This is a genomic window from Streptomyces sp. NPDC031365 (assembly GCF_055569765.1).
This window is the reverse complement of record NZ_JBVIIM010000011.1, coordinates 39,056-61,508: the sequence shown is the minus strand read 5'-3', so window position 1 is coordinate 61,508 and position 22,453 is coordinate 39,056. Positions and strand designations below refer to the sequence as shown.

Annotated in this window: 24 protein-coding genes, 1 pseudogene and 1 riboswitch; of the genes and pseudogenes, 12 read left to right on the top strand and 13 right to left on the bottom strand. The window is 72.3% G+C overall.

What is annotated here, in order from left to right:
* Nucleotides 1-98: 98 nt before the first annotated feature.
* A riboswitch (cobalamin riboswitch) is annotated at nt 99-220 on the bottom strand.
* Between the two features lie 195 nt (nt 221-415).
* Nucleotides 416-637, bottom strand: a complete 222-nt coding sequence (locus ACZ5C2_RS18240) for a hypothetical protein (RefSeq protein ID WP_468791790.1) — start codon at nt 635-637, stop codon at nt 416-418.
* Between the two features lie 31 nt (nt 638-668).
* Complete coding sequence (locus ACZ5C2_RS18235) at nt 669-1,913, bottom strand: inorganic phosphate transporter (protein ID WP_468791787.1); 1,245 nt, start codon at nt 1,911-1,913, stop codon at nt 669-671.
* Nucleotides 1,914-2,068: 155 nt separating this feature from the next.
* Here ACZ5C2_RS18235 and ACZ5C2_RS18230 point away from each other — a divergent pair, with 155 nt between their 5' ends.
* From ACZ5C2_RS18230 to ACZ5C2_RS18220, 3 genes are all read left to right on the top strand, one after another.
* On the top strand, nt 2,069-2,776 hold the full coding sequence (locus ACZ5C2_RS18230) for a class II aldolase/adducin family protein (protein ID WP_468791784.1): 708 nt from the start codon (nt 2,069-2,071) through the stop codon (nt 2,774-2,776).
* Nucleotides 2,777-3,181: 405 nt separating this feature from the next.
* A complete protein-coding gene (locus ACZ5C2_RS18225; protein WP_468791781.1) occupies nt 3,182-4,309 on the top strand; it encodes an alpha/beta hydrolase in 1,128 nt (375 codons plus the stop codon).
* A 147-nt stretch (nt 4,310-4,456) separates the two neighbouring features.
* Nucleotides 4,457-5,857 carry a hypothetical protein gene (locus tag ACZ5C2_RS18220; protein ID WP_468791778.1) on the top strand — a complete coding sequence of 467 codons (1,401 nt, stop codon included), beginning with the start codon at nt 4,457-4,459 and terminating at the stop codon, nt 5,855-5,857.
* 96 nt (nt 5,858-5,953) lie between these two features.
* Here the strand turns inward: ACZ5C2_RS18220 and ACZ5C2_RS18215 are convergent, their stop codons facing one another.
* Nucleotides 5,954-6,367, bottom strand: a complete 414-nt coding sequence (locus ACZ5C2_RS18215) for a VOC family protein (RefSeq protein WP_468791775.1) — start codon at nt 6,365-6,367, stop codon at nt 5,954-5,956.
* A gap of 214 nt (nt 6,368-6,581) precedes the next feature.
* Between ACZ5C2_RS18215 and ACZ5C2_RS18210 the strand changes: the two genes are divergently transcribed.
* The 3 genes from ACZ5C2_RS18210 (at nt 6,582) to ACZ5C2_RS18200 (ending at nt 9,674) form a co-directional block, all read left to right on the top strand.
* On the top strand, nt 6,582-8,180 hold the full coding sequence (locus ACZ5C2_RS18210) for an ABC-F family ATP-binding cassette domain-containing protein (RefSeq protein WP_468791772.1): 1,599 nt from the start codon (nt 6,582-6,584) through the stop codon (nt 8,178-8,180).
* Nucleotides 8,181-8,542: 362 nt separating this feature from the next.
* Nucleotides 8,543-8,764, top strand: a complete 222-nt coding sequence (locus tag ACZ5C2_RS18205; protein WP_029385158.1) for a helix-turn-helix domain-containing protein — start codon at nt 8,543-8,545, stop codon at nt 8,762-8,764.
* A gap of 106 nt (nt 8,765-8,870) precedes the next feature.
* Nucleotides 8,871-9,674 carry an enoyl-CoA hydratase/isomerase family protein gene (locus ACZ5C2_RS18200; RefSeq protein WP_468791769.1) on the top strand — a complete coding sequence of 268 codons (804 nt, stop codon included), beginning with the start codon at nt 8,871-8,873 and terminating at the stop codon, nt 9,672-9,674.
* A gap of 76 nt (nt 9,675-9,750) precedes the next feature.
* Here the strand turns inward: ACZ5C2_RS18200 and ACZ5C2_RS18195 are convergent, their stop codons facing one another.
* Nucleotides 9,751-10,563, bottom strand: a complete 813-nt coding sequence (locus ACZ5C2_RS18195; protein WP_468791766.1) for a nucleopolyhedrovirus P10 family protein — start codon at nt 10,561-10,563, stop codon at nt 9,751-9,753.
* 68 nt (nt 10,564-10,631) lie between these two features.
* Between ACZ5C2_RS18195 and ACZ5C2_RS18190 the strand changes: the two genes are divergently transcribed.
* The 6 genes and pseudogenes from ACZ5C2_RS18190 to ACZ5C2_RS18165 form a co-directional block, all read left to right on the top strand.
* Nucleotides 10,632-11,126 (top strand): Asp23/Gls24 family envelope stress response protein, encoded by a 495-nt coding sequence (locus ACZ5C2_RS18190; RefSeq protein WP_468791763.1) that lies wholly within the window; start codon nt 10,632-10,634, stop codon nt 11,124-11,126.
* 25 nt (nt 11,127-11,151) lie between these two features.
* Nucleotides 11,152-11,337 (top strand): hypothetical protein, encoded by a 186-nt coding sequence (locus tag ACZ5C2_RS18185; RefSeq protein WP_437091831.1) that lies wholly within the window; start codon nt 11,152-11,154, stop codon nt 11,335-11,337.
* On the top strand, nt 11,334-11,717 hold the full coding sequence (locus ACZ5C2_RS18180; protein ID WP_468791759.1) for a hypothetical protein: 384 nt from the start codon (nt 11,334-11,336) through the stop codon (nt 11,715-11,717). The genes ACZ5C2_RS18185 and ACZ5C2_RS18180 overlap by 4 nt, the downstream gene beginning before the upstream one ends.
* The gene (locus tag ACZ5C2_RS18175) at nt 11,714-12,340 is read left to right on the top strand and encodes a DUF6286 domain-containing protein (protein ID WP_468791756.1); all 627 of its coding nucleotides are present in this window, start codon (nt 11,714-11,716) and stop codon (nt 12,338-12,340) included. The genes ACZ5C2_RS18180 and ACZ5C2_RS18175 overlap by 4 nt, the downstream gene beginning before the upstream one ends.
* Entirely contained in the window at nt 12,337-12,924 is a 588-nt protein-coding gene (gene amaP, locus ACZ5C2_RS18170) for an alkaline shock response membrane anchor protein AmaP (RefSeq protein ID WP_468791753.1), read from the top strand. Before ACZ5C2_RS18175 ends, amaP begins: the two co-directional genes overlap by 4 nt.
* 47 nt (nt 12,925-12,971) lie before the next feature.
* A pseudogene (locus ACZ5C2_RS18165) lies at nt 12,972-13,055 on the top strand (IS5/IS1182 family transposase); the annotation flags it as partial.
* 755 nt (nt 13,056-13,810) lie between these two features.
* Here the strand turns inward: ACZ5C2_RS18165 and ACZ5C2_RS18160 are convergent.
* The 9 genes from ACZ5C2_RS18160 to ACZ5C2_RS18120 all read right to left on the bottom strand — a co-directional run bounded on the left by ACZ5C2_RS18160 (nt 13,811) and on the right by ACZ5C2_RS18120 (nt 22,422).
* Nucleotides 13,811-14,566 (bottom strand): SDR family oxidoreductase, encoded by a 756-nt coding sequence (locus ACZ5C2_RS18160; RefSeq protein ID WP_468791750.1) that lies wholly within the window; start codon nt 14,564-14,566, stop codon nt 13,811-13,813.
* A gap of 4 nt (nt 14,567-14,570) precedes the next feature.
* A complete protein-coding gene (locus ACZ5C2_RS18155; protein WP_468791747.1) occupies nt 14,571-16,352 on the bottom strand; it encodes a glycoside hydrolase family 15 protein in 1,782 nt (593 codons plus the stop codon).
* 33 nt (nt 16,353-16,385) lie between these two features.
* Nucleotides 16,386-16,751, bottom strand: coding sequence for a hypothetical protein (locus tag ACZ5C2_RS18150; protein ID WP_468791744.1), 366 nt, complete (start codon nt 16,749-16,751; stop codon nt 16,386-16,388).
* Nucleotides 16,748-17,377, bottom strand: coding sequence for an RNA polymerase sigma factor (locus ACZ5C2_RS18145; RefSeq protein ID WP_468791741.1), 630 nt, complete (start codon nt 17,375-17,377; stop codon nt 16,748-16,750). The genes ACZ5C2_RS18150 and ACZ5C2_RS18145 overlap by 4 nt, the downstream gene beginning before the upstream one ends.
* Nucleotides 17,374-18,936 (bottom strand): sodium:solute symporter family protein, encoded by a 1,563-nt coding sequence (locus ACZ5C2_RS18140; RefSeq protein ID WP_468791738.1) that lies wholly within the window; start codon nt 18,934-18,936, stop codon nt 17,374-17,376. The genes ACZ5C2_RS18145 and ACZ5C2_RS18140 overlap by 4 nt, the downstream gene beginning before the upstream one ends.
* A gap of 204 nt (nt 18,937-19,140) precedes the next feature.
* The gene (locus ACZ5C2_RS18135; RefSeq protein WP_468791735.1) at nt 19,141-19,938 is read right to left on the bottom strand and encodes an SURF1 family cytochrome oxidase biogenesis protein; all 798 of its coding nucleotides are present in this window, start codon (nt 19,936-19,938) and stop codon (nt 19,141-19,143) included.
* Between the two features lie 51 nt (nt 19,939-19,989).
* Nucleotides 19,990-20,223 (bottom strand): hypothetical protein, encoded by a 234-nt coding sequence (locus tag ACZ5C2_RS18130; RefSeq protein ID WP_468791732.1) that lies wholly within the window; start codon nt 20,221-20,223, stop codon nt 19,990-19,992.
* A gap of 98 nt (nt 20,224-20,321) precedes the next feature.
* A complete protein-coding gene (locus tag ACZ5C2_RS18125) occupies nt 20,322-21,305 on the bottom strand; it encodes a DEDDh family exonuclease (protein ID WP_468791729.1) in 984 nt (327 codons plus the stop codon).
* 118 nt (nt 21,306-21,423) lie between these two features.
* Entirely contained in the window at nt 21,424-22,422 is a 999-nt protein-coding gene (locus ACZ5C2_RS18120; protein WP_468791726.1) for a CopD family protein, read from the bottom strand.
* Nucleotides 22,423-22,453 lie beyond the last annotated feature (31 nt).

Here is a 22,453-nt window from a genome sequence, read left to right as displayed (position 1 = left end):
CGGAGGGAGCGGCCCCGAAGCGGGGTGGAGTGTCGCTGATCGACCTCGACAGGCTGCCGCGCATGGCGATATGTCCTCACTCAGGGTGTCCACGCCCTGGTTCGACGAGACCGGCGGCGAGAGTTCCTGGCTCCCGGGGGTGTTCCACCCCCGGTGACAGTGGCGGGACCGCGCCGGAATCGCACCGGCTTCCTCTCCTGCCGCCGTATTGGCTCAGGCAGTCCACCACGCCTCCGGAAGGGCCGTCAACTTGCCGTTGACCAGCGAGGCTGAAGTGTGCTGAGGCCCACAGAGGGGCTCCGGTGGGTGAACCGCGGCGGGGCGTGCATACGGCGACGGGCGGTGCGGGGGCCGAGGCTCCCGCACCGCCCGTCGGACGGAGACGATCCGCGGTCAGGTCATGACCGGGGAAAGGTCAGGCCATGATCAGGTAGATCCCGTACGCCACCGCCGCCGCGCACGCCGCGAAGCAGGCGTAGGCGCCGGTGACCGCCAGGGCCGCGGACTGGCCCTGCGTGGCGGCCCGCTCACGGCGGGACAGGCCACTGATGCCGAGGGTGAACAGGCCCACCAGGGCCACGGTGACCACGAGGCTGATGCCGAAGACGGAACCGAGGGCCGCCCAGTCGATCTTCATGGTGCTCTTCTTCCTTCGTACCGGGTCGCGGTCAGGCGGGGGTCTTGGCCGACGGTGCCGGGCTGGTGAGGGCCGGGATCGTGGCCGCGAGTTCCTCGGTCACGGTGCCCGCGGGAGGCGGGTTCACCGCGGCCATCGCCTGGGTCACCACGCCGGACGGCTCCTCGTCCGGCACCTCGTGGTCGTTGACGTTGGTGTGGTCGATGACCTCACGCCGGGAGATCTTCCAGATCGCCGCGCTGGAGGCGACCAGGAAGACGGCCACGACGGCGGTGCCCCCGGAGCCGAAGCCGCAGACCCACTCGGCGAGGGCCGCCACGAGGGCCGCCGCCGGCAGCGTCAGACCCCAGGCGACGAACATGCGGGTGGCGGTCGACCAACGGACGACACCGCCCTTGCGGCCCAGGCCGGCGCCCATCACGGAACCGGAAACGGAATGCGTGGTGGAGAGGGAGAAACCGAGGTGCGAGGAGGCCAGGATGACCGTCGCGGCACTGGTCTGGGCGGCGAAGCCCTGCTGCGGCTGGAGGTCGGTCAGGCCCTTGCCCATGGTGCGGATGATGCGCCAGCCGCCGAGGTAGGTGCCGAGCGCGATGGCGATGCCCGCGGAGAGGATGACCCACATGGGCGGGTCGGAGTCGGGGGCGACGGCGCCGCCGGCCACCAGGGCGAGCGTGATGATGCCCATCGTCTTCTGGGCGTCGTTGGTGCCGTGGGCCAGGGAGACCAGGCCGGCGGAGGCGATCTGGCCGGCGCGGTAGCCCTTCTCGGCGGCCTTGCCATCGGCCTTCTTGCCCATGCGGTAGGTCAGCCGGGTCGCGAACATCGCGGCGAGGCCGGCCACCAGCGGGGCGGCGATCGCGGGGAGCAGGACCTTGGTGACGAGGACGTCGCCGTGCACCGCGCCGAAGCCGGCGGAGGCGACGGTGGCGCCGATCAGACCGCCCATGAGGGCGTGCGAGGAGCTGGACGGCAGGCCGACCAGCCAGGTCATGAGGTTCCAGAGGATCGCGCCGACCAACGCGGCGAAGATGACCTCGGGACGGATGCCGGCCTCGTCGACGAGGCCTTTGGAGATCGTGTTGGCGACCTCCACCGAGAGGAATGCGCCTACAAGGTTCAGCACGGCGGACATGGCCACCGCGACCTTGGGCTTGAGGGCACCGGTCGAAATGGTCGTTGCCATCGCGTTCGCGGTGTCGTGGAAACCGTTCGTGAAATCGAACGCGAGTGCGGTTACCACCACAATCGCGAGGATCAGCGAGAAGCTTTCCATTTACCCAGGCAATCGTTCGAGGTCATTGGCTGGTCGAACGTAAGTAACCAGGGTGAACGGAAGATGAACTGGAATGGGCATCGTGGTGACCGTAAGAGGGGGCGGTCGCTCCGCCGGTCGGCCCATGCCGCGGGGCCGCCTGGCAGGATCGCGGTATGGCTGAACAGAGGCGGGACGGTCGGGAAACGGGTACGGGGGAGCCGCGGGGGAGACGCGTGCTCGAGGAGGAGGCGCGGGCCTGGACGGAACTCGTCGAGGCCGCGCGCCGGACTGTCGCCGACGGACTCGTGGTCGGCACCTCCGGCAATGTCTCGGTGCGGGTCGGCGATACGGTCCTGGTCACCCCGTCGGGCGTGCCGTACGACCGGCTGACGGCGGACGACGTGACCGGAGTCGACCTCGACGGCCGGCAGGTGCTCGGCACGCTGGTCCCGACCAGCGAACTGCCCATGCATCTCGCGGTGTACCGCACCACCGGCGCGAACGCCGTCGTGCACACGCATGCCGTGCACGCCACGGCCGTCTCCACGCTCGTCGAGGAGCTGCCACTGATCCACTACATGGCCGCGGCGCTCGGCGGCCCCGTCCGGGTCGCCCGCTATGCGACGTACGGCACCGACGAGCTGGCCGGGAACATGCTCCGCGCCCTCGACGGCCGCACCGGCTGCCTGCTGCAGAACCACGGCACGGTCACCCACGGGACGACCCTCGCCCGGGCCTACGACCGCACGGCCCAACTGGAGTGGATGTGCAGGGTCTGGCTGACCGCGTCATCCGTCCCGGGCCTGTCCCCGCACCTCCTGAGTGCGGAGCAGCTGACAGAGGTGGCCGGGCACCTGCGCGGCTACGGACAGCGTGGCTGACCGGAACCGGGCGGCACTCCTCCGGAACCCCGGACACCAACCGGGGCGAGCGGGCCGGGAGGGGGCGAAGCGAGTCCGGAGCGCCTGGGGGGTGACAGCGAGCGGGCGTATTCCCTGAGCGGCGCGGAGAACCGCGCGAACGGGGGTTCGGGGGCGGCGCCCCGGTGGGTGGGACGGGAAGGGGCGGCGAGGGCGATGAAGCTCCCGGGTGCTGCGCCCGGGGCGCGCACATGCCTGAGGGGAGCGGCCTCAAGCGGAATCGGGCGGCCGGTGCCGACCGGAGTGGCCAGGGCCGAACCGCGGTGGAGGTGAGCCGGACCAGCCGGGGCCGGTTCCCGCCCGTCCGGACCGGCGCGGCACCGCGCCCACTGGCCGGTTGTGCGTTGCGACCGGACACTGGAAGGCGTGCGCACTGTCAGAGCGACGGCCGCTGCCGTCACCGCCGTGATAGGGGCCGGCGCCGCCGCAGTGGCCGCCGGCCGGTTCGCCAGCGACGCCGCCCTCAGGATCCCGCCGGACGGCCCCCTGCCCACCGAACCACGGCTCACCGTCCACGCCACCGCCGCCGGCCAGGTCACCCTCACCCGCGATCTCGCCGCGCTCCGGGCCGGCCGCCACGGTCTCACCGGCGACGGCTTCCACGCCGTCGTCGGACCCGTGCTGTCCGGCGCCTCGACATCCGCCGACACCGTCGTGCGCCGGCTGGAACGCGTCACGCACGGCACCCCGGAACCCGGCGACCGGGCCTGGCTCACCCCGAACCTGTACGCCGGCGACCCGGGCACCGCCCTCGGACTGGACCACACCGCCCTCGAAGTCCCCGGCGAACTCGGTTCTCTGCCCGTCTGGTTCGTGCCGGGCGCCCGGGACACCTGGGTGATCGCCGTGCACGGTCTCGGCACCACCCGGGAACACGCCATGAACGTCATGGAGTTCCTGCACCGCCACCGCTTCCCGGTGCTCGCCCCCGCCCACCGGGGCGACCCCGGCGCACCGAGTTCCCCGGACCGCCTCAACCACCTCGGCGAGACGGAGTGGCGCGATCTCGACGCGGTCCTGCACCACGCGGTGCGCTCAGGCGCCCGGCAGGTGATCCTCTACGGCTGGTCCAGCGGCGCGGCCATGGCACTGCGAGCCGCAGCCCGCTCCGAGGTGCGCGAACGCGTCGCCGGCCTCGTCCTCGACTCGCCCGTGCTCAGCTGGGAGGCGACCCTGCGCGCCCTCGCCGCGGCCCACCGCACCCCGGGCGTGCTGCTGCCGCTGGCCGTCCGCGCCGCCCAGGGCCGCACGGGCCTGTACGGCGAGCGCAGCCCCGGCGCCGTCCACCTGGACCGGGTCGGTGTCCCCACGCAGATCTTCCACGGTCCCGACGACACGGTGGCTCCCTGGCGGTTCTCCCGCCGCCTCGCCGCGGCCCACCCGAACACCGTCACCCTGCACACCGTCAGGGGCGCTGCCCACGCCGCCATGTGGAACGCCGACCCGGAAGCCTACGAAGAGGCCCTGCGGCGCTTCCTCACCCCGTTGATGTGAAGCCGGTTCCGAAGATTCCGTTTAGTCGCGTACGAGTGGCCTGATTCCCTCCCTCCGCCCGCTTCCAGACCCCGGGTGCGGGCCGCCCCCGCGCCCCCGCCGGCATTCCGTTTGGGTTTTCGGACCGTCAACCGCGAGACTGCATCCGTGACGTCCCGTATCCCGCGCGACTCCAGGCTTCGACTCGTCCGCCCGCGACCCCTGGCCGCCGCCCCCACAGCGATCAACCAGCAGCGCCCGCGCCGTCCCGCGCCACGCCCTCCGGAGGGCACCCCCGCACCGGCGGAGCTGGCCAGAATGGCGCGCTCCGGTCTGGCCGCGGCGGCCCGCGTAGCCCGCTGGGCCGACGCCGCCCTCGGCCCCGGCGGGGACAGCGCCACCGCCGACGGCAAGGCCACCCTCTCCGACGCGACCGCGGAACGGGCGGCCCTCGCACTCGGCCTGACCCCCACTCAGGTCCGCGCCGACTGGGACACCGCCCGGCTGGCCGGCCTCATCGAGGTGCACGGCGACACCGCCCGTCCCGGCTGGCGGCTGCGGGCCTGGAACCGCGACGACAGCGCTGTACTGCGCGGCTGGGTCGCCCTGTGCGACGCCTGGTCGCTGGCCCATCCCGAACCCGCGGCGTACGAGCCCGCCGCCGTCGCCGAGGTCGTCACGGCCATGCCGCAGGTGCTCTCCTTCCTCCAGCTGTCGGCCGGCCCCGTCCCCGTACCCCAGCTCCTCGACCTGTTGCAGCAGCGGGTCACCGAGCTCCGTACCGAACGCTGCGAGATCGACTACGTGCCGCAGGCCGATGTGCCCCGCCCCGCGCCGGCCACCGCCGACGCCCCGCTCGAGCCGCTGCTCGACTGGGCGCTGCGCGCCCTGGCCTCCGTCGGCGCCCTCACCTACGGCGACGGGCAGGCCACGCTCACCCCGCTCGGCAGCTGGGCGGTGTGGGTCAAGCTGGAGCAGATCTGCGTCGCCGCGCAGAGCCCCGCCGGGAACATCGAGCAGGGCGCCGAGGACATGCTGCGCGGCTGCGGCCGACTGCGCCCCAACGCGGCCCGCGCCGAATACCGGGCCTGGCTCGCCGCCCGGCCGGTCGGCAGCGCCGTCACCGAGCTGATCGACGCCGCCCGCGGCGAGGACGCCCTGCTGCGCGGCCTCGCCTTCGAGGCGCTGCGCGTGGTCGGCGCCCCCGCCGAACCCGAGGTCCGCGCCGTGCTCGACGAGCCGACGCTGCGGCCGTACGCACTGCTGTGGCTCGCCGAGCACGACGGCGCCGACCCCGAGGACGCCCACGAGGTCCTCACCCGGGAGGAGTCCACCTGGCTGTGGGTGGACACCGCCGCCGCCGTCGCCGACCACGGTGAGGCCCCGCTGCTGGTCCGGCACCTGGAGTCCGCGGTGCAGCCGACCGTCCCCGCGCTTCTCAGCGAGGTGCGCGCCGTCGGCCATCCGCGTACCGTGCAGGTCCTGGTCGCCCTCGCGGCCGCCCATCCCGACCCGGCCCTGGCCAAGGCGGTCCGCCGAGCCGCCTTCCACGTCCACACCGGCGGCTGACCCCGACGCCACCGTCCCGAGCACCGCTCGGCCGCACGGCTGCTCCGGGGCAGGCTCCCGGGACAGCGCCTCCGCGCCGTCCCGAGGACCGGTCCCTCAGCCCCCGGTCTCCGGGGCGTACGTGCCGAAGCTCCAGACGTTGCCCTCCACGTCCCGGGCCATGTAGTCCCGTGAGCCGTAGTCCTGGTCGGTCGGAGGCATGAGGATCTCGGCGCCCTGCTCCACCGCGCGGCGGTGGTGTGCGTCGACATCGTCCACGACGATGTACACCCCGGCCGGGCCCGCGCCCTTCATCGCCGTGTCGAACGCCCCGCCGCGGCCCTTCGAGCCCAGCATCACCACGCCGTTGCCCTGCACCAGCTCGGCATGCATCACCATGCCGTCCTCGCCCTCGTAGACGGACAGCTCCCTGAAGCCGAATGCCTCCGTGAGCTGCCGGATCGCCGCCTTCGCGTCCCCGTACAACAACGTCGGAATGACGCTCGGACGCCCGCCGCCCGTGCCTGCCATGACGATCACTTCCCTGTGTCTCGCGTGCACCGGAATGTCCAGTTGCCACCCAGTCTGGCATCGGGCACTGACAACCACCGGGACGCCGGCACGCAGAAAAAGCTGTTGCACGGCCCCGTTAGAATGGTTCTCATGGCCATTCTCCTCGCGCATTAGACGGCGGGAACGTCCTCAGCCGCCCACCGCCACCCCATACCTGCCCAGGAGTCTGTCCGTGATCTCCGCCTCCGGCATCGAGCTGCGCGCCGGTGCCCGCGTCCTCATCGAAAGCGCCACCTTCCGCGTCGCCAAGGGCGACCGCATCGGCCTGGTCGGCCGCAACGGCGCGGGCAAGACCACTCTCACCAAGGTCCTCGCGGGCATGGGCATCCCTGCCGGAGGCACCGTCACCCGCTCCGGCGAGGTCGGCTACCTGCCCCAGGACCCCCGCACCGGCGACCTCGACGTCCTCGCCCGTGACCGCATCCTCTCCGCCCGCGGTCTCGACGTACTGATCCGCAAGATGCGCGACAACGAGCAGCGCATCGCCAACGGGCAGGGCGCCACCCGTGAGAAGGCCCTCAAACAGTACGAGCGCCAGGAGACCGAGTTCCTCACCAAGGGCGGATACGCCGCCGAGGCCGAGGCTGCCACCATCGCCGCCGCGTTGAACCTGCCCGACCGGGTGCTCGGCCAGCCCCTGCACACCCTCTCCGGTGGTCAGCGCCGCCGCGTCGAGCTCGCCAGGATCCTGTTCTCCGACGCGGACACCCTGCTGCTGGACGAGCCGACCAACCACCTCGACGCCGACTCGATCGTCTGGCTGCGCGACTACCTCAGGACCTACCGCGGCGGCTTCATCGTGATCTCCCACGACGTCGACCTGGTCGAGACGGTCGTCAACAAGGTGTTCTACCTGGATGCCAACCGCGCCACCATCGACGTCTACAACATGGGCTGGAAGCTCTACCAGCAGCAGCGCGAGGCCGACGAGAAGCGCCGCAAGCGGGAGCGGCAGAACGCCGAGAAGAAGGCGTCCGCGCTGCATTCTCAGGCCGACAAGATGCGCGCCAAGGCCACCAAGACCGTCGCCGCGCAGAACATGGCCCGCCGCGCGGACAAGCTGCTGGCCGGCCTGGAGGCCGAGCGGAAGTCCGACAAGGTCGCCAAGCTGCGCTTCCCCGAGCCGTCCCCGTGCGGCAAGACCCCGCTCATGGCGGAGGGACTGTCGAAGTCCTACGGCTCGCTGGAGATCTTCACCGACGTCGACCTGGCCATCGACAAGGGTTCCCGCGTCGTCATCCTCGGCCTCAACGGTGCGGGCAAGACCACCCTGCTCCGTCTCCTCGGCGGCGCCGAGAAGCCCGACACCGGCCAGGTCATCGAGGGCCACGGCCTCAAGCTCGGCTACTACGCGCAGGAGCACGAGACCCTCGACCCGGAACGCACGGTTCTGGAGAACATGCGCTCCGCCGCCCCCGACCTCGACCTCGTCGAGGTCCGCAAGACGCTCGGCTCGTTCCTGTTCTCCGGCGACGACGTGGACAAGCCCGCCGGTGTCCTCTCCGGCGGCGAGAAGACCCGTCTCGCGCTGGCGACCCTCGTCGTGTCGTCGGCGAACGTGCTGCTCCTCGACGAGCCCACCAACAACCTCGACCCGGCCAGCCGCGAGGAGATCCTCGGCGCCCTGCGCACCTACAAGGGCGCGGTCGTCCTCGTCACGCACGACGAGGGCGCCGTCGAGGCGCTCCAGCCGGAGCGGATCATCCTGCTGCCGGACGGCGTCGAGGACCTGTGGGGTGCCGACTACGCGGACCTGGTCGCCCTCGCCTGAGGCGCCGGAGCGGTCAGCCGGGGTTGATCGAAGAGGTGATCCACTGCGTATGGATCATTCGGCCCATCGGTGATCCATCATTCGTGTGAGATCTCCTCATCCCGAGGTGTGTCCTACACGGATTTCGCGGCCGCGTTCCCGCCGACGCGGGGGCCGGCCGCCGCGCCTTTCTGACCAGGTACTTCTCGGAAGAACCCGAGGAGAGGTGTCGACGGCACCTCCCGGAATCAGTAATTCCGTATGTGGGGATGCGCTCCCGTCGTCACAACCTTGTCCCATCGACCTTGCCGAATGGGTGGCCATCGAGGCCGGGAGGGGTGATCATGAGGAGACCAGAGCGCACTTCCCATGAGGAGGCACGGGTGGCCGAGACTCTGAAGAAGGGCAGCCGGGTGACCGGCGCCGCGCGCGACAAGCTCGCGGCAGACCTGAAGAAGAAGTATGACGCCGGTGCGAGCATCCGGGCGCTGGCCGAGGAGACCGGCCGCTCGTATGGCTTCGTGCACCGCATGCTCAGCGAGTCGGGCGTCACGCTGCGAGGGCGTGGCGGGGCGACACGGGGCAAAAAGGCCCCTTCGGCCTGACCCCGGACGACACGAGAACCCGATGGTGGCCACCCGGTCGGTCGACTGACCGGCCGGGTGGTTACTGTGCAGTCACTTAGATGACCGCACCCATCGGAGGCGCCCCATGGCTTCGTCCGCCCAGGACCTCGGTCCGGTACTCGACAAGGACGGCGTACGGCTCACCGTCGACGACACGATCGCCACGGTGACGCTGACCAACCCGGCCAAGCGCAACGCGCAGAGCCCCGCTCTGTGGCGGGCGCTGTCCGAGGCGGGCAGGCTGCTGCCCGGCTCCGTCCGGGTCGTGGTGCTGCGCGGGGAGGGCAAGTCCTTCTCCGCCGGGCTCGACCGGCAGATGCTCACCCCCGAGGGAATCGAGGGCGAGCCGTCGTTCATCGACCTCGCGCGCGGTGACGACGCCGCACTGGACGCCACCATCGCCGTGTACCAGGAGGCGTTCACCTGGTGGCGGCGCAGCGACATCGTGTCCATCGCCGCTGTGCAGGGACACGCCATCGGAGCCGGTTTCCAGCTGGCCCTCGCCTGTGACCTGCGCGTCGTCGCGGACGATGTGCAGTTCGCCATGCGCGAGACCAGCCTCGGCCTCGTCCCCGACCTGACCGGCACGCACCCTCTCGTCGGCCTCGTCGGTTACGCCCGCGCGCTGGAGATCTGCGCGACCGGGCGCTTCGTCACGGCCGAAGAGGCCGTGAACACCGGCCTGGCCAACCTCGCCGTTCCCGCGGCCGGTCTGGACGCGACCGTCCAGGACCTCGCCGCGGCGCTGCTGGCCGCGCCCAGGGACGCCGTCATCGAGACGAAGACCCTCCTGCGCGGCGCCCAGGACCGCACCTACGAGGAGCAGCGCGCCGCCGAACGAGCTGCCCAGGCGCGCCGCCTGCGCGACCTGGCCGGACTCGGCGAATAGGACACGGGCGACGCCCGTCCCCGGCAGTGGGCGGTCACCGGCCGCCGGCAGGTCCGGCGGTACCTCCACCACGGCCTCATGCGCTGCTCGCACCGCCTCCCGGGGACGGTGACCCGCCCGCACCGCGGGTCCCGGTGGGGGCCGGTCGGTCGAGCGCGGTCACCAGGACGGCTACCGTCGGCCGGTCCGGCAGTGTCGCCGCCACGGCCTCGCGGACCGCTCGGGCCACCTCCAGGGGCCGGCGATCCGCCCGTACCGCGAGGTCCACGCGCACGTGGCGGCGGGGCAGGGCCGCACCGCCCGGGTGCTCGGACAGATGGACCGGGCGGCCCAGCGTGCCCGTCAGCCGGGTCACCCCCGGGACGGCGAGCGCGGCAGCCGCGACACGGCCCGCCACCGAGTCGCCGGGGTCCGGCCGGTCGGACGGCTCGGGCTCGCGCGCCGGCGCGACGGGCGGTGCGGGCGGCGGCTCGGCGTCCAGCAGCTCCGTCACCCGCAGGTCGACCTCCGTCACCACCAGCCCGATCCGTTCCGCCGCGGCCTCGGCCAGTGCCGCACGCAGACGGGACGCCGTCACCGGCAGCGGCTGCACCGCCGTGGCCGCGAACTCCACGGTCAGCCGCAGCGGCCCCGGCGGCAGCGCGCTCGGCGGGGTCGGCACGGCCGGCTCGCCCGCGTCCTCCGGTCCGGCGAGCCCGATCCGCAGACCGTCCATGCGCACGCCGGGCGCACCCCGTGCCACCGCGCGCCGCAGCAGTACCGCCGCCGCCCGCTCCGCGATCCACGCGCCGTCACGCGTTTCCCCCAGGGGCACGATCCTGCCCAATCCCACCTGTTGCCTCACCGCGTGCGTCCATCGGTCCGCTGTCACTCCTCCAGCCTGCCGCATTCCTGGCGCGATATCGGGCAACCATGCATACGGTTGTCGAAGGAGGACGACCGAAGGGATGTACGGCGATGACCGACATGACCGACGGAGGCTCGGTACGAGCCTCCGACCCCGAGAAGAACCTCGTGGAGAGCACCCCGCGGAAGGGTCAGGGAAGCCGGCGTGGCGGAGGTGACCCCTCCACCCGTGGCCGCACCACGGTCGCCGACGGAGTCGTGGAGAAGATCGCCGGGCTGGCCGCCCGGGACGTGCTCGGTGTCCACGCCATGGGCAGCGGGCTGTCGCGGACCTTCGGAGCGGTACGCGACCGGGTGCCCGGCGGCACCAAGTCGGTCGCACGCGGTGTGAAGGCCGAGGTCGGAGAGGTGCAGACCGCACTCGACCTGGAGATCGTCGTCGACTACGGCGTCTCCATCGCCGACGTCGCCAGGGATGTACGGGAGAACGTCATCGCGGCGGTCGAGCGGATGACCGGATTGGAAGTGGTCGAGGTCAACATCGCGGTGAGCGACGTGAAACTGCCCGACGAGGAGGACGAGGAGCCGGAGGGCCGCCTTCAGTGAGACTCGGTGAGCGGAGGAGCGCACGATGAGCATGGCCGTGGTCGGCATGATCGCCGGCATGGCACTGGGCTTCGCCGGATACTTCGGCGGATTCGGTGCCTTTCTGTTGGTGGCTGCCCTGGGCGCCGTCGGTTTCGTCGTCGGGCGGTTCCTCGAGGGGGACCTGGAACTCGGCGACTTCTTCCGCCCTCGTGACGAACGGCGGCGGTGACCGCGGTGAGCACGGGTGCCGTCGAACTGGGCGGACGTCCGGCCGACGTCGTGGCGGGCGAACGCGGGGCGACCAGGATCGCCGACCGGGTGGTCGCGAAGATCGCCTCGCAGGCGGCGCGCGAGGCCCTCGGCACGCCGGCGCCGGGCGCCGCACCACCGCATGCGAACGTGGTCGTAGGTCACGACGCCGCCCGGGTCCGCGTGCACATCGAACTCGACTACCCCGGCGACATCGGCCGCCGGTGCCGACAGGTGCGGCGCCGAGTGGTCGACCGGGTGCGCGCCCTGACGGGCATGACCGTTCCGGAGGTCGTCGTCCAGGTGGAGCGGCTGCATCCGACGGCGGCCTTCGGCGCGGAACACGGGAGGACGCGATGAGCGAACCCCACGGTGCGGTCGCGGAGCAGAGCCCGCCGCCCGCGGAGGACCGGGCGGCCGAGGCCGGAGGGGCCGACGACGGGCACAGGCGCTTCTGGACGGCACGCCGGGTCCCCGCGGCCCTGCTCGCGCTGGTGACCCTGGTGATCGCGGGTGCGTTCCTGTATGACATCGCCGCCGTACGCGCCCACCGGGACGGGATGAGCTGGCGCCGGGAACTGGCCCGGCAACTGGCTGAGCGGCCCCTGGACGACATCTGGGTGCTGACCGGTGCGGGCGTCGCGGCCGCGCTCGGTCTCTGGCTGTTCCTGCTCGCCGTGACGCCCGGCCTGCGCTCCCTGCTCCCGATGCGCCGCACCCATCCCGACGTACGCGCGGGACTCCATCGAGACGCCGCCGCGATGGTGCTGCGTGACAGGGCCATGGAGGTGGCCGGGGTGCAGTCGGCCCGGGTCAGGGTGAAGCGCGCCCGCGCCGATGTCCGCGCGGTGTCGCACTTCCGTGAACTGGATGACGTACGTGCCGACTTGTCCGCGGTGCTCGACGAGGCGGTCGAAGGGCTGGGCCTGGCCCGGCCGCCCGCACTGTCGCTGCGTGTGCGGCGGCCCGGACGGAAGGGGTGACAGCCGTGCTCAAGAGCGTCAACCGTGTGCTGCTCGCACTCGCCGGCCTCGTGCTGCTCGCCCTCGGCGGTGCGGTGCTGGCGATTGGGCTGGGGGCGCCGGCCCCCTCCTGGTGGCTGCACGACGGACGGCACGACGTGCTGCTGGACGAGGCCGAGCGGACCCGGTGGCGGGACGCGGGCTGGTGGTGGCCGGTCGTCATCGCCGCCCTCGCCGTACTGGTCCTGCTCCTCCTGTGGTGGCTGCTCGCGGTGCTGCGCAGGCGGAGGCCGGCCGAGCTACTCGTCGACACCGGCGACGGCGAGGGAGCGGCCCTGCGCGGCCGGGCACTGGAACACGTCCTGGCCCAGGAGGCCAACGGCCTGGACGGCGTCGCGGAGGCCCACGTCGTGCTCACCGGCCGCCGCGGCAACCCCCGGACGCGGATGCGCCTCACCCTGGAACCGCATGTCGACCCCGGCAGCGCCCTGCACACACTCACCACCGGCGCCCTCACCCACGCCCGCGACTCGACGGGCCTCACCACCCTGCCGACGGAGGTCCGCCTGCATGCGGCAAAACACCGCCCCGAACGAGTAACCTAGCCCGCTCCCGCATCGGCTCCTGCTTTCGTGGCGCCCCCGTTGCCGCTCGCAATGACGTCACCCAGCTCATCCCGCTGCTGCAGGCCGTGCCGCCGGTGCGGGGCAAACGCGGCAGGCCCCGGCGCCGCCCGGACGTGGTGCTGCCGCCCAGTCTGGGACCTCGGGGTGAAACCAGTGATCGCTCGCCGTGGCACCGAACACGGCTGGCAACCCTAGAAGGCGGGCCAGCAGGAACCGGGGGGAGGCGTGGGGTTGACACGATTCCCGCGACGCATTTCCAACGGCCAGCGCTGGTCAATGACCTCCGCGGCCTCCTTGCAGGCGCCACACGCGTTGCTCCGATCCGGCATCCACCAGTACGGAGAGACCGAGAGACCCTCGTGTTCTATGCCGCACAGGGTCGCGCCGGAACCTGTGTAGGCGTAGGCCGTGTCATAGGCATGGGCCACGTTCTCAGGGAGGCTCGGTGATTCTGCCCGCTCCCAGCGCCCGTGCAGGGGCTGGTACTGCGGCCGCGAAACCTCATGGGGATCATGTCCCTGCTCGGTCCACGCATAGCACCAGCAGCAGAACCACCGCTCCTTCACCGGCAAGTCCCACGCCTCTCGCCGTTCCGCTACCGGCGCCTGCCGCATCTCGTGTCCACACACATCACACGTCACAGCCGGATCCTGCCATGGCAGCTCTACACCTACCTCTGGCAGCAGACTCTCGGCCGAACCGCGTTCCGATAGGGGTTCTGAGGGCCTGGGAGGTACCCCGGGGCGGCACGGGTGGGCGGTGGGGTTACCTCCCGCTCGAGCGCAGCCGAGAGTGGGGGAGGCACCCCGCCGGCGCCGGGCTGCGCAGCCAGCCCCTGCCCCGCCCCGACTCCGCGCCGGGTGGATCAGAACCCGTGCCGGAGACCCCCGTCCACCGGCACCATCACCCCCGACATGTAAGAAGCCGCCGGCGACAGCAGAAACGCCGCCGTCCGCCCGAACTCCTCCGGCGTCCCGTACCGCCGCAACGGAATCCGCGACTCGGCGGCCTGCCGCGTAGCCTCCGGATCCGCGGACAGCGCATCCAGTTCCCGCACCCGGTCCGTATCGATCCGCCCCGGCAGCAGCCCCACCACCCGAACCCCCCGCGGCCCCAGCTCGTCCGCGAGCGACTTGGCGAACCCGGCCAGCCCCGGCCGCAGCCCGTTCGAGATCGTCAGCCCGGGAATCGGCTCGTGCACCGACCCCGACAGCACGAACCCGATGACGCCCCCCTCGCCCAGTTCCCCCGCCGCCGCCCGCGCCATCCGCACCGCGCCGAGGAACACCGACTCGAACGCCGACCGCCACTGCTCGTCGGTGGTGTCGGCGACGAACCCCGGCGGCGGCCCGCCCACGCTGACGAGAATGCCGTCGAAGCGCCCGAACCGCTCCCGCGCGGCAGCGATCAGCCGCGCCGGCGCCTCAGGGTCCGCGTTGTCGACGGCCACCCCGACCGCGTCCGGCCCCAGCGCGGACGCCGCCTCAGCGACGGACTTCTCCTCCCGCCCCGTGACGACCACCTTCGCCCCGTCGGCGACGAGCGACCGCGCGGAGGCGTTGCCCAGTCCGCGGGTCGCCCCGGTGACGACGTACACCCGGTCCTTCAGCCCAAGATCCATGGCTCTATCCTGCCCCCTCGCCCCCGTACAGGGCGAGGGCGGTGTTCACCAGACCGATGTGACTGAACGCCTGCGGAAAGTTCCCCAGCATCCGCCCGCCCACCGGGTCGTACTCCTCCGCCAGCAACCCCACGTCGTTGGCGAGCCCCAGCAGCCGTTCGAACAGCTCGCGCGCCTCCTTCGTCCGGCCGGTCATGTGCAGGGCGTCCGCCAGCCAGAACGAACACACCAGGAACGTGCCTTCGTGGCCGGGCAGCCCGTCGAGGGCCGCGGCGTCCGAGGTGTAGCGGCGTACGAACCCGCCCTCGCACAGTTCCGTGCGGACCGCCTCGATGGTGCCGAGCACCCGGGGATCGTCCGGCGGCAGAAAGCCCACGCGGGGGATCAGCAGTAGCGCCGCGTCGAGCTCACGTGAGCCGTAGGACTGCGTGAACGTGTTCCGCGCGGGGTCGTACCCCTTCTCGCACACCTCCCGGTGCACCTCGTCCCGCAGCTCCCGCCAGCCGTCCAGGTCCCCCTCGAGATCCGGGAAGTCCTCCATGGCGCGCACCGCGCGGTCGGCCGCCACCCACACCATCACTTTGGAGTGCACGAACTGGCGCCGGCCGCCGCGCACCTCCCACAGCCCCTCGTCCGGCTGCCGCCACGCCGTGCGCAGAAAACGGAACAGCGCCGACTGCAGGGCCCACACGTCCGGTTGTGCCGACAGCCCCGAACGCCGGGCCAGGGCCAGGGAGTCCACGACCTCGCCGTACACGTCCAGCTGGAGCTGGTTCACGGCGTCGTTGCCGATCCGCACCGGCGTGGCGCCGCCGAAACCGGACAGCCACGGCAGCTCGAACTCCGGCAACCGCCGCTCGCCCGCGAGCCCGTACATGATCTGCAGGTCCGCCGGGTCGCCCGCGACCGCGCGGAGCAGCCAGTTGCGCCAGGCCTCCGCCTCCTGCTGGAATCCGGCGGCCAGCAGCGCGCTCAACGTCAGCGTGGAGTCGCGCAGCCAGCAGAAGCGGTAGTCCCAGTTGCGCACCCCGCCCGGCTCCTCCGGCAGCGAGGTGGTGGGCGCGGCGACGATGCCGCCGGTGGGGCGGTAGGTGAGCGCCTTGAGCGTGATCAGCGACCGGACGACCGCGTCCCGGTGCGGGCCGTCGTAACAGCATTGGGCCGCCCAGTCCTGCCAGTCCTTGACGCTGTGCCGCAGGGAGGAGTAAGGGTCCACCAGCGCGGGCCGCGGCTCGTGGGAGGGATGCCAGGTCAGTACGAACGCGACCCGCTCACCCTCCTTCACCGTGAACTCCGAATGGGTGCCCAGGTCCTCGCCCCACGTGGGCACCTCCGGGACGCTGCGCAGCCACGCCGAGTCCGGACCGGCCACGGCCACCCGGTGCCCGTCGGACCTGCGTACCCAGGGGACGACCGAGCCGTAGTCGAACCGCAGCCGGAGCGTACTGCGCACGGTCACCTCACCCCGTACGCCCTGCACGATCCGCACCAGGTCGGGTGCGCGGTGACGCTGCGGCATCAGGTCGGTGACCAGCACCGCCCCCTCGGGGGTCTCCCATTCGGTGTCCAGGACCAGGGTGTCCCGGCGGTACGAGCGACGGGTGTACCGGTCCGCCCCGACCGGGGCGATCCGCCAGTACCCGTTGTCCTCGTCGCCGAGCAGCCGGGCGAAGCAGGCCGCCGAGTCGAAGCGTGGCAGGCAGAGCCAGTCGACCGAGCCGTCCGCGCCCACCAGGGCAGCGGTCTGTTCGTCGCCGATGAGCGCGTAGTCCTCGATACGGTGCACGGAGTGCGGGTTCCCTGCCATCGGGTGCGGCAATCAGTGGCGCAACCGGGGGAGTGACGGACCGTCGGCCGCGGCGGCGCCGTTGCCGGAGAAGATGACACCGGGGTCGGCAGGGGCCTGGTTGAGCACCCACAAACCGATCAGCGTGGCCAGCGCGAAGACGACGGCGACGAGTACCGCGAGGACGAGCCGCCGCCGGCGTTCCCGGCGCAGCCACTCGCCGCGCGCGGTGCGGTAGGCGTCGGGATCGGGCAGTACCCCTCCGGCCAGCGCCTGGAGAGCGTCGCGCAGTTCCCGTTCGGTGCGCTCCGTGGCCGGCGGGCGGGGCGGCTCGGCCCGGTCGTGGTCCGTGCGGTCCGTGCTGGTGCCACGCGACGGAGTCGCATCTCGATGCGTCATCGCCGGGCCTCCATCGCCTGGGTCAGCGCGGCGATTCCGCGCGAGGTGTGTGTCTTGACGGAGCCACGGGTGATGCCCATCGCGGCGGCTATCTCGCTCTCCTTCAGCCCGAGCCAGTGCCGCAGCACCAACGCCTCGCGCTGCCGGGCCGGAAGATGCTGGAGGGCGTCGATCAGCACCCGCTGGTCGTCGTGGAGCAGCGCGGTGTTCTCGGCGGAGGCCACGGTCTCGTCGGACGGGGCCGGCGGACGCTCCTCGTGCCGGCGGGCGACCTGGAGGTGGCGTATCCGCATCCGGGTCAGATTGCAGACGGTGGAGCGCAGATACGCCTCCGCCGCGGCCACGTCCTTCAGCCGCCGCCACCTGCGGTAGATCTGGTAGTACGCCTCCGCCACCACGTTCTCCGGGTCGTCGGCGCCGAGCAGCACGGCGAGCCGCAGCATCGAGGAATAGTGCAGCTCGAAGAGACGGGCGACCCCCGCCTCCCGCTCCAGATCGGCCGGTCCGGTGACGGCGGGCCCGAGCGGTCCGGCCGGGACCGCCGCCGCAGGCGGGGGCGAAGGCGGGGGTGGGGGCGCCGCGAGGGCCGGCGGCAGAGTGGTCCGGGCATGCTGTCGGCGTCTCATGGGTGGTTCGCTCCCGTCTCCGGACGCCGCCCGGCCATCAGGCGGGACGGCAGGTCGGTGGCGTCGGCGCCGCGTGCGACACCGAGCCGTGCGAGGACCGCGGTGCCGGCCACCGCGACGGTCAGATTGAGCAGCAGGGCGGCGACCCCGGCGTAGATCTCCACCGGTCCGGCGCCGGTGTCGAGCGGCACGATGGAGGAGAACCCCTCGCGCACCACCAGGTACGTTCCGGCGGCCATGCCCACGGTCCACCCGGCGAGCAGCGCCCGCGGATGCAACCACCGCGTGTACAGGCCGACCGCCACCGCCGGGAAGACCTGCAGGATCCACACCCCGCCGAGCAACTGGAGGTTGATGGCGTCCTGGTCGCGCAGCCCGAACACGAACGCCACGGCACCGACCTTCGCGGTCAGCGACACCGCCTTGGCGACCCGCACCTGCCGTTTCGGCGTGGCCGTCGGGTGGACGTACTCGACGTACACGTTCCGTACGAAGCTGGTCGCCGCGGCGATCGACATCACCGCCGCCGGCACCAGCGCCCCCACGACGATCGCGCCGAACACCAGCCCGGCCAGCGGGCCCGGCATCAGCCGGTCGACCAGCATCGGCACCGCCGCCTCGGCACCGCCCTCGGGGGCCCGCACCCCGGCCGCCAGGGCGGCGATGCCGAGGAACCCGAACAGCGCCAGCAGCGCGGTCCAGGCGGGCAGCCCCGCCGACACCTTGCGCAGCGTGCGCGTGCCGTCGGCGGCGAACCCGGCGGTGAGCACATGCGGGTACATCAGCAGGGCCAGCGCGGATCCGAGCGCGAGCGTGGCGTAGGCGGGCTGCTGCTCCGGTGACAGCAGAAGCGGGGAGTGCGCCGCGTCCGTACCGCCGAGGGCCCGCGCGGCCCCGTCGAAGACCGCGCCGAAACCGCCGAACCGCCTGAGGACCAGCCAGCAGACGGCGGTGAGCGAGACGAACACCGCCACCGCCTTCAGGGCGGAGATCACCGTGGGCGCACGCAACCCGTGCCGGTAGGTGGCCACGGCCAGTCCGGCGAACACCGCCACCATCACCAGGTCCCCGGTGGCACCGCGCGGATACAGTCCGCCCGCGCTGAGCACCGCGCGGATGCCGAGCAGTTGGAGCGCCAGGTACGGCATCGTCGCCAGGATCCCGGTCAGCGCGACGACGAGGGCCAGCGGGGGCGAGCCGTAGCGGCCGCGCACGAAGTCGGCGGCGGTGATGTAGCCATGCCGCCGGGCCACGCTCCACAACCGGCTGAGCAGCACGAACGCGAGCGGACAGACGATCACCGTGTACGGCACCGCGAAGAAGGCGGGTGCGCCGTTGCCGTACGCCAGACCCGGTACGGCGGTGAAGGTGTACGCCGTGTAGATCGTCCCGCCGAGCAGGAGCCAGGTCCAGCCGGGGCCGAGACTCCGGTCGGCCAGCGCCCAGCCCTCCAGCGAGGGCAGCCTGTCGCTCGGCCGGAGCCGTCGCGCGGTGACGGCGAGCAGCGACGCCCCGCCGATCACGGCGAGGAACGTCGCGGTCATGGCATTGCCGGCCATGAATCACCGTCCCCGTCCTTGGAGTGCTGGGCCCTCGGGGGAGAGTTGCGCGGAGGGCCCGCCCGGATGACACCGGACGGATGGCCCATCCGTCCGGCACGCCGCGTCACTCTCGCACAGAGTGCCCAGAACCGGGAGAGGAGCGCAGGTCACAGCACGGTCCGGTGATTCCCGGCTACGGCGCGTGGCTCCTGAACGGGCCGGTTACACCACCGCGGGTTCCGCATCCTCGACGTCCGCGTCCTCGGTCGCCGTCCGTGTCCGCTCCCGGCGCTCGCGGCGCACCAGGACGACCCAGCCGACCGGCACGGCCGCCGCGAACAGCCACCACTGGATGGCGTACGCGTAGTTCAGCGCCGCGTTCTCCTCGCCGGGGTTCCCGAGCCGTTCCGGTGTGCCGTCCTTCGGCTCCGGCGCAGTCTGCGCCACATAGCCGCCGAGCACCCGGGCGCCGAGCCGCCCGGCCTCCCGCTCGCTGTTGATCAGCATGATCTGCCGGTCCGGCAGACCCTCGAGGTCCTTGATACCGCTCGCCTCGGTGGTCTCGTCGGGCATCAGCCGGCCCCGGATCGTGATCTCACCGCGCGGTGGGGCGGGGACCTCGGGGAAGGCGGTCTGGCTCGGCCCGTCCGCGGGGATCCAGCCCCGGTTGACGAGCAGGACCCTGCCGTCGTCGAGGACGAAGGGGGTGAGGACGTGGAAGCCGACCTTGTCGTCGGCATTGGTGCGGCGGCGGACGACGACCTCGCGGGCCGTGTCGAAGTGCCCCTCGGCGGTCACGGTGCGGTACCGCTCGCCGCGGGTCACGGCGTGTCCGGGGGACGCCAGCCGCTGCACGGGCACCGGATCGGCGGCCAGCGCGTCGGTGACCAGCTGGTTCCGGGCGGCGCGCTCGTCGTGGCGGCCCATCTGCCAGCTGCCCAGCCAGATCATCGTGGGGATGAGCAGCAGGGCGACCAGGGTGATGATCACCCATTGGCGGGACAACAGAAAGCGGTACACCCCACGACCGTACAACCCGGCCGCGGGGTGCATTGAGGCGGGTACGTCCCTTCACACCCGATCCACGATCCCCGCCTTTCCCTCCGCGCGGGCGCAGTGGGCGCCGCAGTACCAGTGCCCGTCTGCCTCGACGCCCTGGCCGATGATCTGCACCCGGCAGTGCTCGCAGATCGGGGCCATGCGGTGGATCGCACAGGAGAAGCAGTCAAAGACGTGCACCACGCCCTGCGCGTGCACCTCGAAGGTCATTCCGTAGCTGTTGCCGCACACTTCGCATGTCGCCATGGGCCACAGGGTGGGCCGTCGGCCCGGGCGGGGCGAGCGGGTGGCGGGCGAGTCGCCCGTCAATCACCCGTCCGTACGGTCCGGCCGTCGCGCCCCGCTCAGCCCGACGACGCGGACTCGACGTCCCCGAGCAGCTGGCCGAACGCCGCCTCGTCGACCACCGGTGTGCCGTACTGCCGGGCCTTGACCACCTTGGACGTGCCCGATTCCGGGTCGTTGGTGACGAGGAGGCTCGTGAGCCGGGACAGACTGCCGGCGACATGCAGCCCCGCCTCGGTCGCGCGGTCCTCCAGCAGGTCCCGCTCGACGGAGGTGTCACCGGAGAACGCCACCCGCATCCCCTGCTTGAGCCGCTTGCCCGGTTCGTACCGCCCCGGGTTGGGATAGGGGCACGCGGGCCGCTTGCGGGACGGGCGCCAACTGGCCGGCCGGTAGCCGCCGTGACCCGCCTGCTGCCCGATGCGGGGCCGGTCCGTCCACTCCGTCAACGGCAGGCACTCGTGCAACGGCAGCCGTACACCACCCGCCGCCGCGGCCCGCAGACTGGGCCGGAACGCCTCGGCCAGCACCCGTGCGTCGTCCAGTGCGTGGTGCGCCCGCTGCTGCACGACGCCGAAGTGCGCGGCGAGCGACTCCAGCTTGTGGTTGGGCAGCGGAAGCTTCAGCTCCTTGGAGAGGGCGATGGTGCACAGACGCTGCTTCACCGGCGCCTCACCGCGCGCGCGGGCGTACTCCCGGGCGATCATCTGCCAGTCGAAGACGGCGTTGTGAGCGACCAGTACCCGGCCCTCCAGCCGGGTCGCGAACTCCGCGGCGACGTCCCGGAAGAGGGGCGCCCCCTCGAGCATCCCGCTCGTCAGGCCGTGGATCCACACCGGGCCCGGATCCCGCTCCGGATTGACCACCGTGTACCAGTGGTCCTCGACCTCGCCCCGCGCGTCCAGCCGGTAGACGGCCGCGGAGATGATGCGGTCGTCCCGGGCCAGCCCCGTGGTCTCCACGTCAACGACCGCGTATCCCCGGGGATACGCGGTCGGCCACGCGGTGGGGGAGGAGGCTGCGGCGGTGAGGTCTTCGAGCATGGTCCATGAGGATACGGGCCGCGACCGACACCGCTCTCCGTCAGGTGCCCTGTACGGGCCGCCCGTTCGGATACAGGACATGTCCGGACGGGTTCCGGGAACCGTTCGGGGCGCGCGTTCACCAGCGGATCGGCACCGGCAGCGCCGTCAGCAGTCCTGACACCGCGACCACCAGCGCGAGCGCGTACACCTCCGCCCGCGCGGGTGAACTCGCGCTCAGCGGATCGGCCGCGCGGGCCAGCCGGATCCGCGCCCACAGCGCCAGGGCGGTGACACCCGCCATGAGGATCACCTTGGCGACCAGCACACGCCCGTACGCCGTGTCCGTCAGCTGCTCCAGGATGGTCTCCGACGGCATCCGGCGCAGCGAACTCCACACTCCCGTCCCGGTGATGGCGGCGAGCAGAACGGTCGCCGCGCGCGCGTAGCGCCCCAGCAGCGCGGCTCCCGCCTCCGTCTTCTGCCACAGCCTCAGCGTGCGCAGCGCGTACACCAGACCGCCCGCCCAGAGCGACGCGCACGTCAGATGCACCAGTGTCAGCCCGGAGCCGATCAGCGGGCTGTACTCGGTGCCCGGATGCGCGCGCAGGGCCTCCGCGACGACGATCGCGGTCAGGGGCCAGACCTGTGTCCCGGGACGGCCGGAGGCGGCGCACAGCGCCGCCACGAGGAAACCGTTGACCTCCAGCAGGGCGAGTTTGCCGTCCCGGGAGTCGTAGAGGCCGCCGACGTCGATGTCCGCGATGCCGTCGGGGATCAGATTGCCGGTGGCCACGACGGAGGCGAGGCCGAGGGCGGCCACGAAGCCGGTGGAGTTCGCCGCGGCGGACCAGCTGTGGGGCAGGGCGGCGGGAGCGCCGGGAACGGAGCGGGCGAGCCGCCGTACGAACAGTTCGCCGACGGGTATGGCCAGCGCCGCGAACAGCGCCGTGCGCAGCAGGGCTATCCCGCCGGTGCCGGGCGCGTCCGCCTCCCCCGTGCCGTGCAGCGCCGGGGACGGACCGAGCAGCGGTATCAGCGCGCCCAGCGCCACCAGCACGAGTACGGCAGTGGCCCGCCCGGCGCCGGGACGCCGTGCGCCCCCGTGCGCACCGGTCACCCCGGACCTGGGTTTCATCGGAGTCACCCCAGGATCTTCACAAGATCGC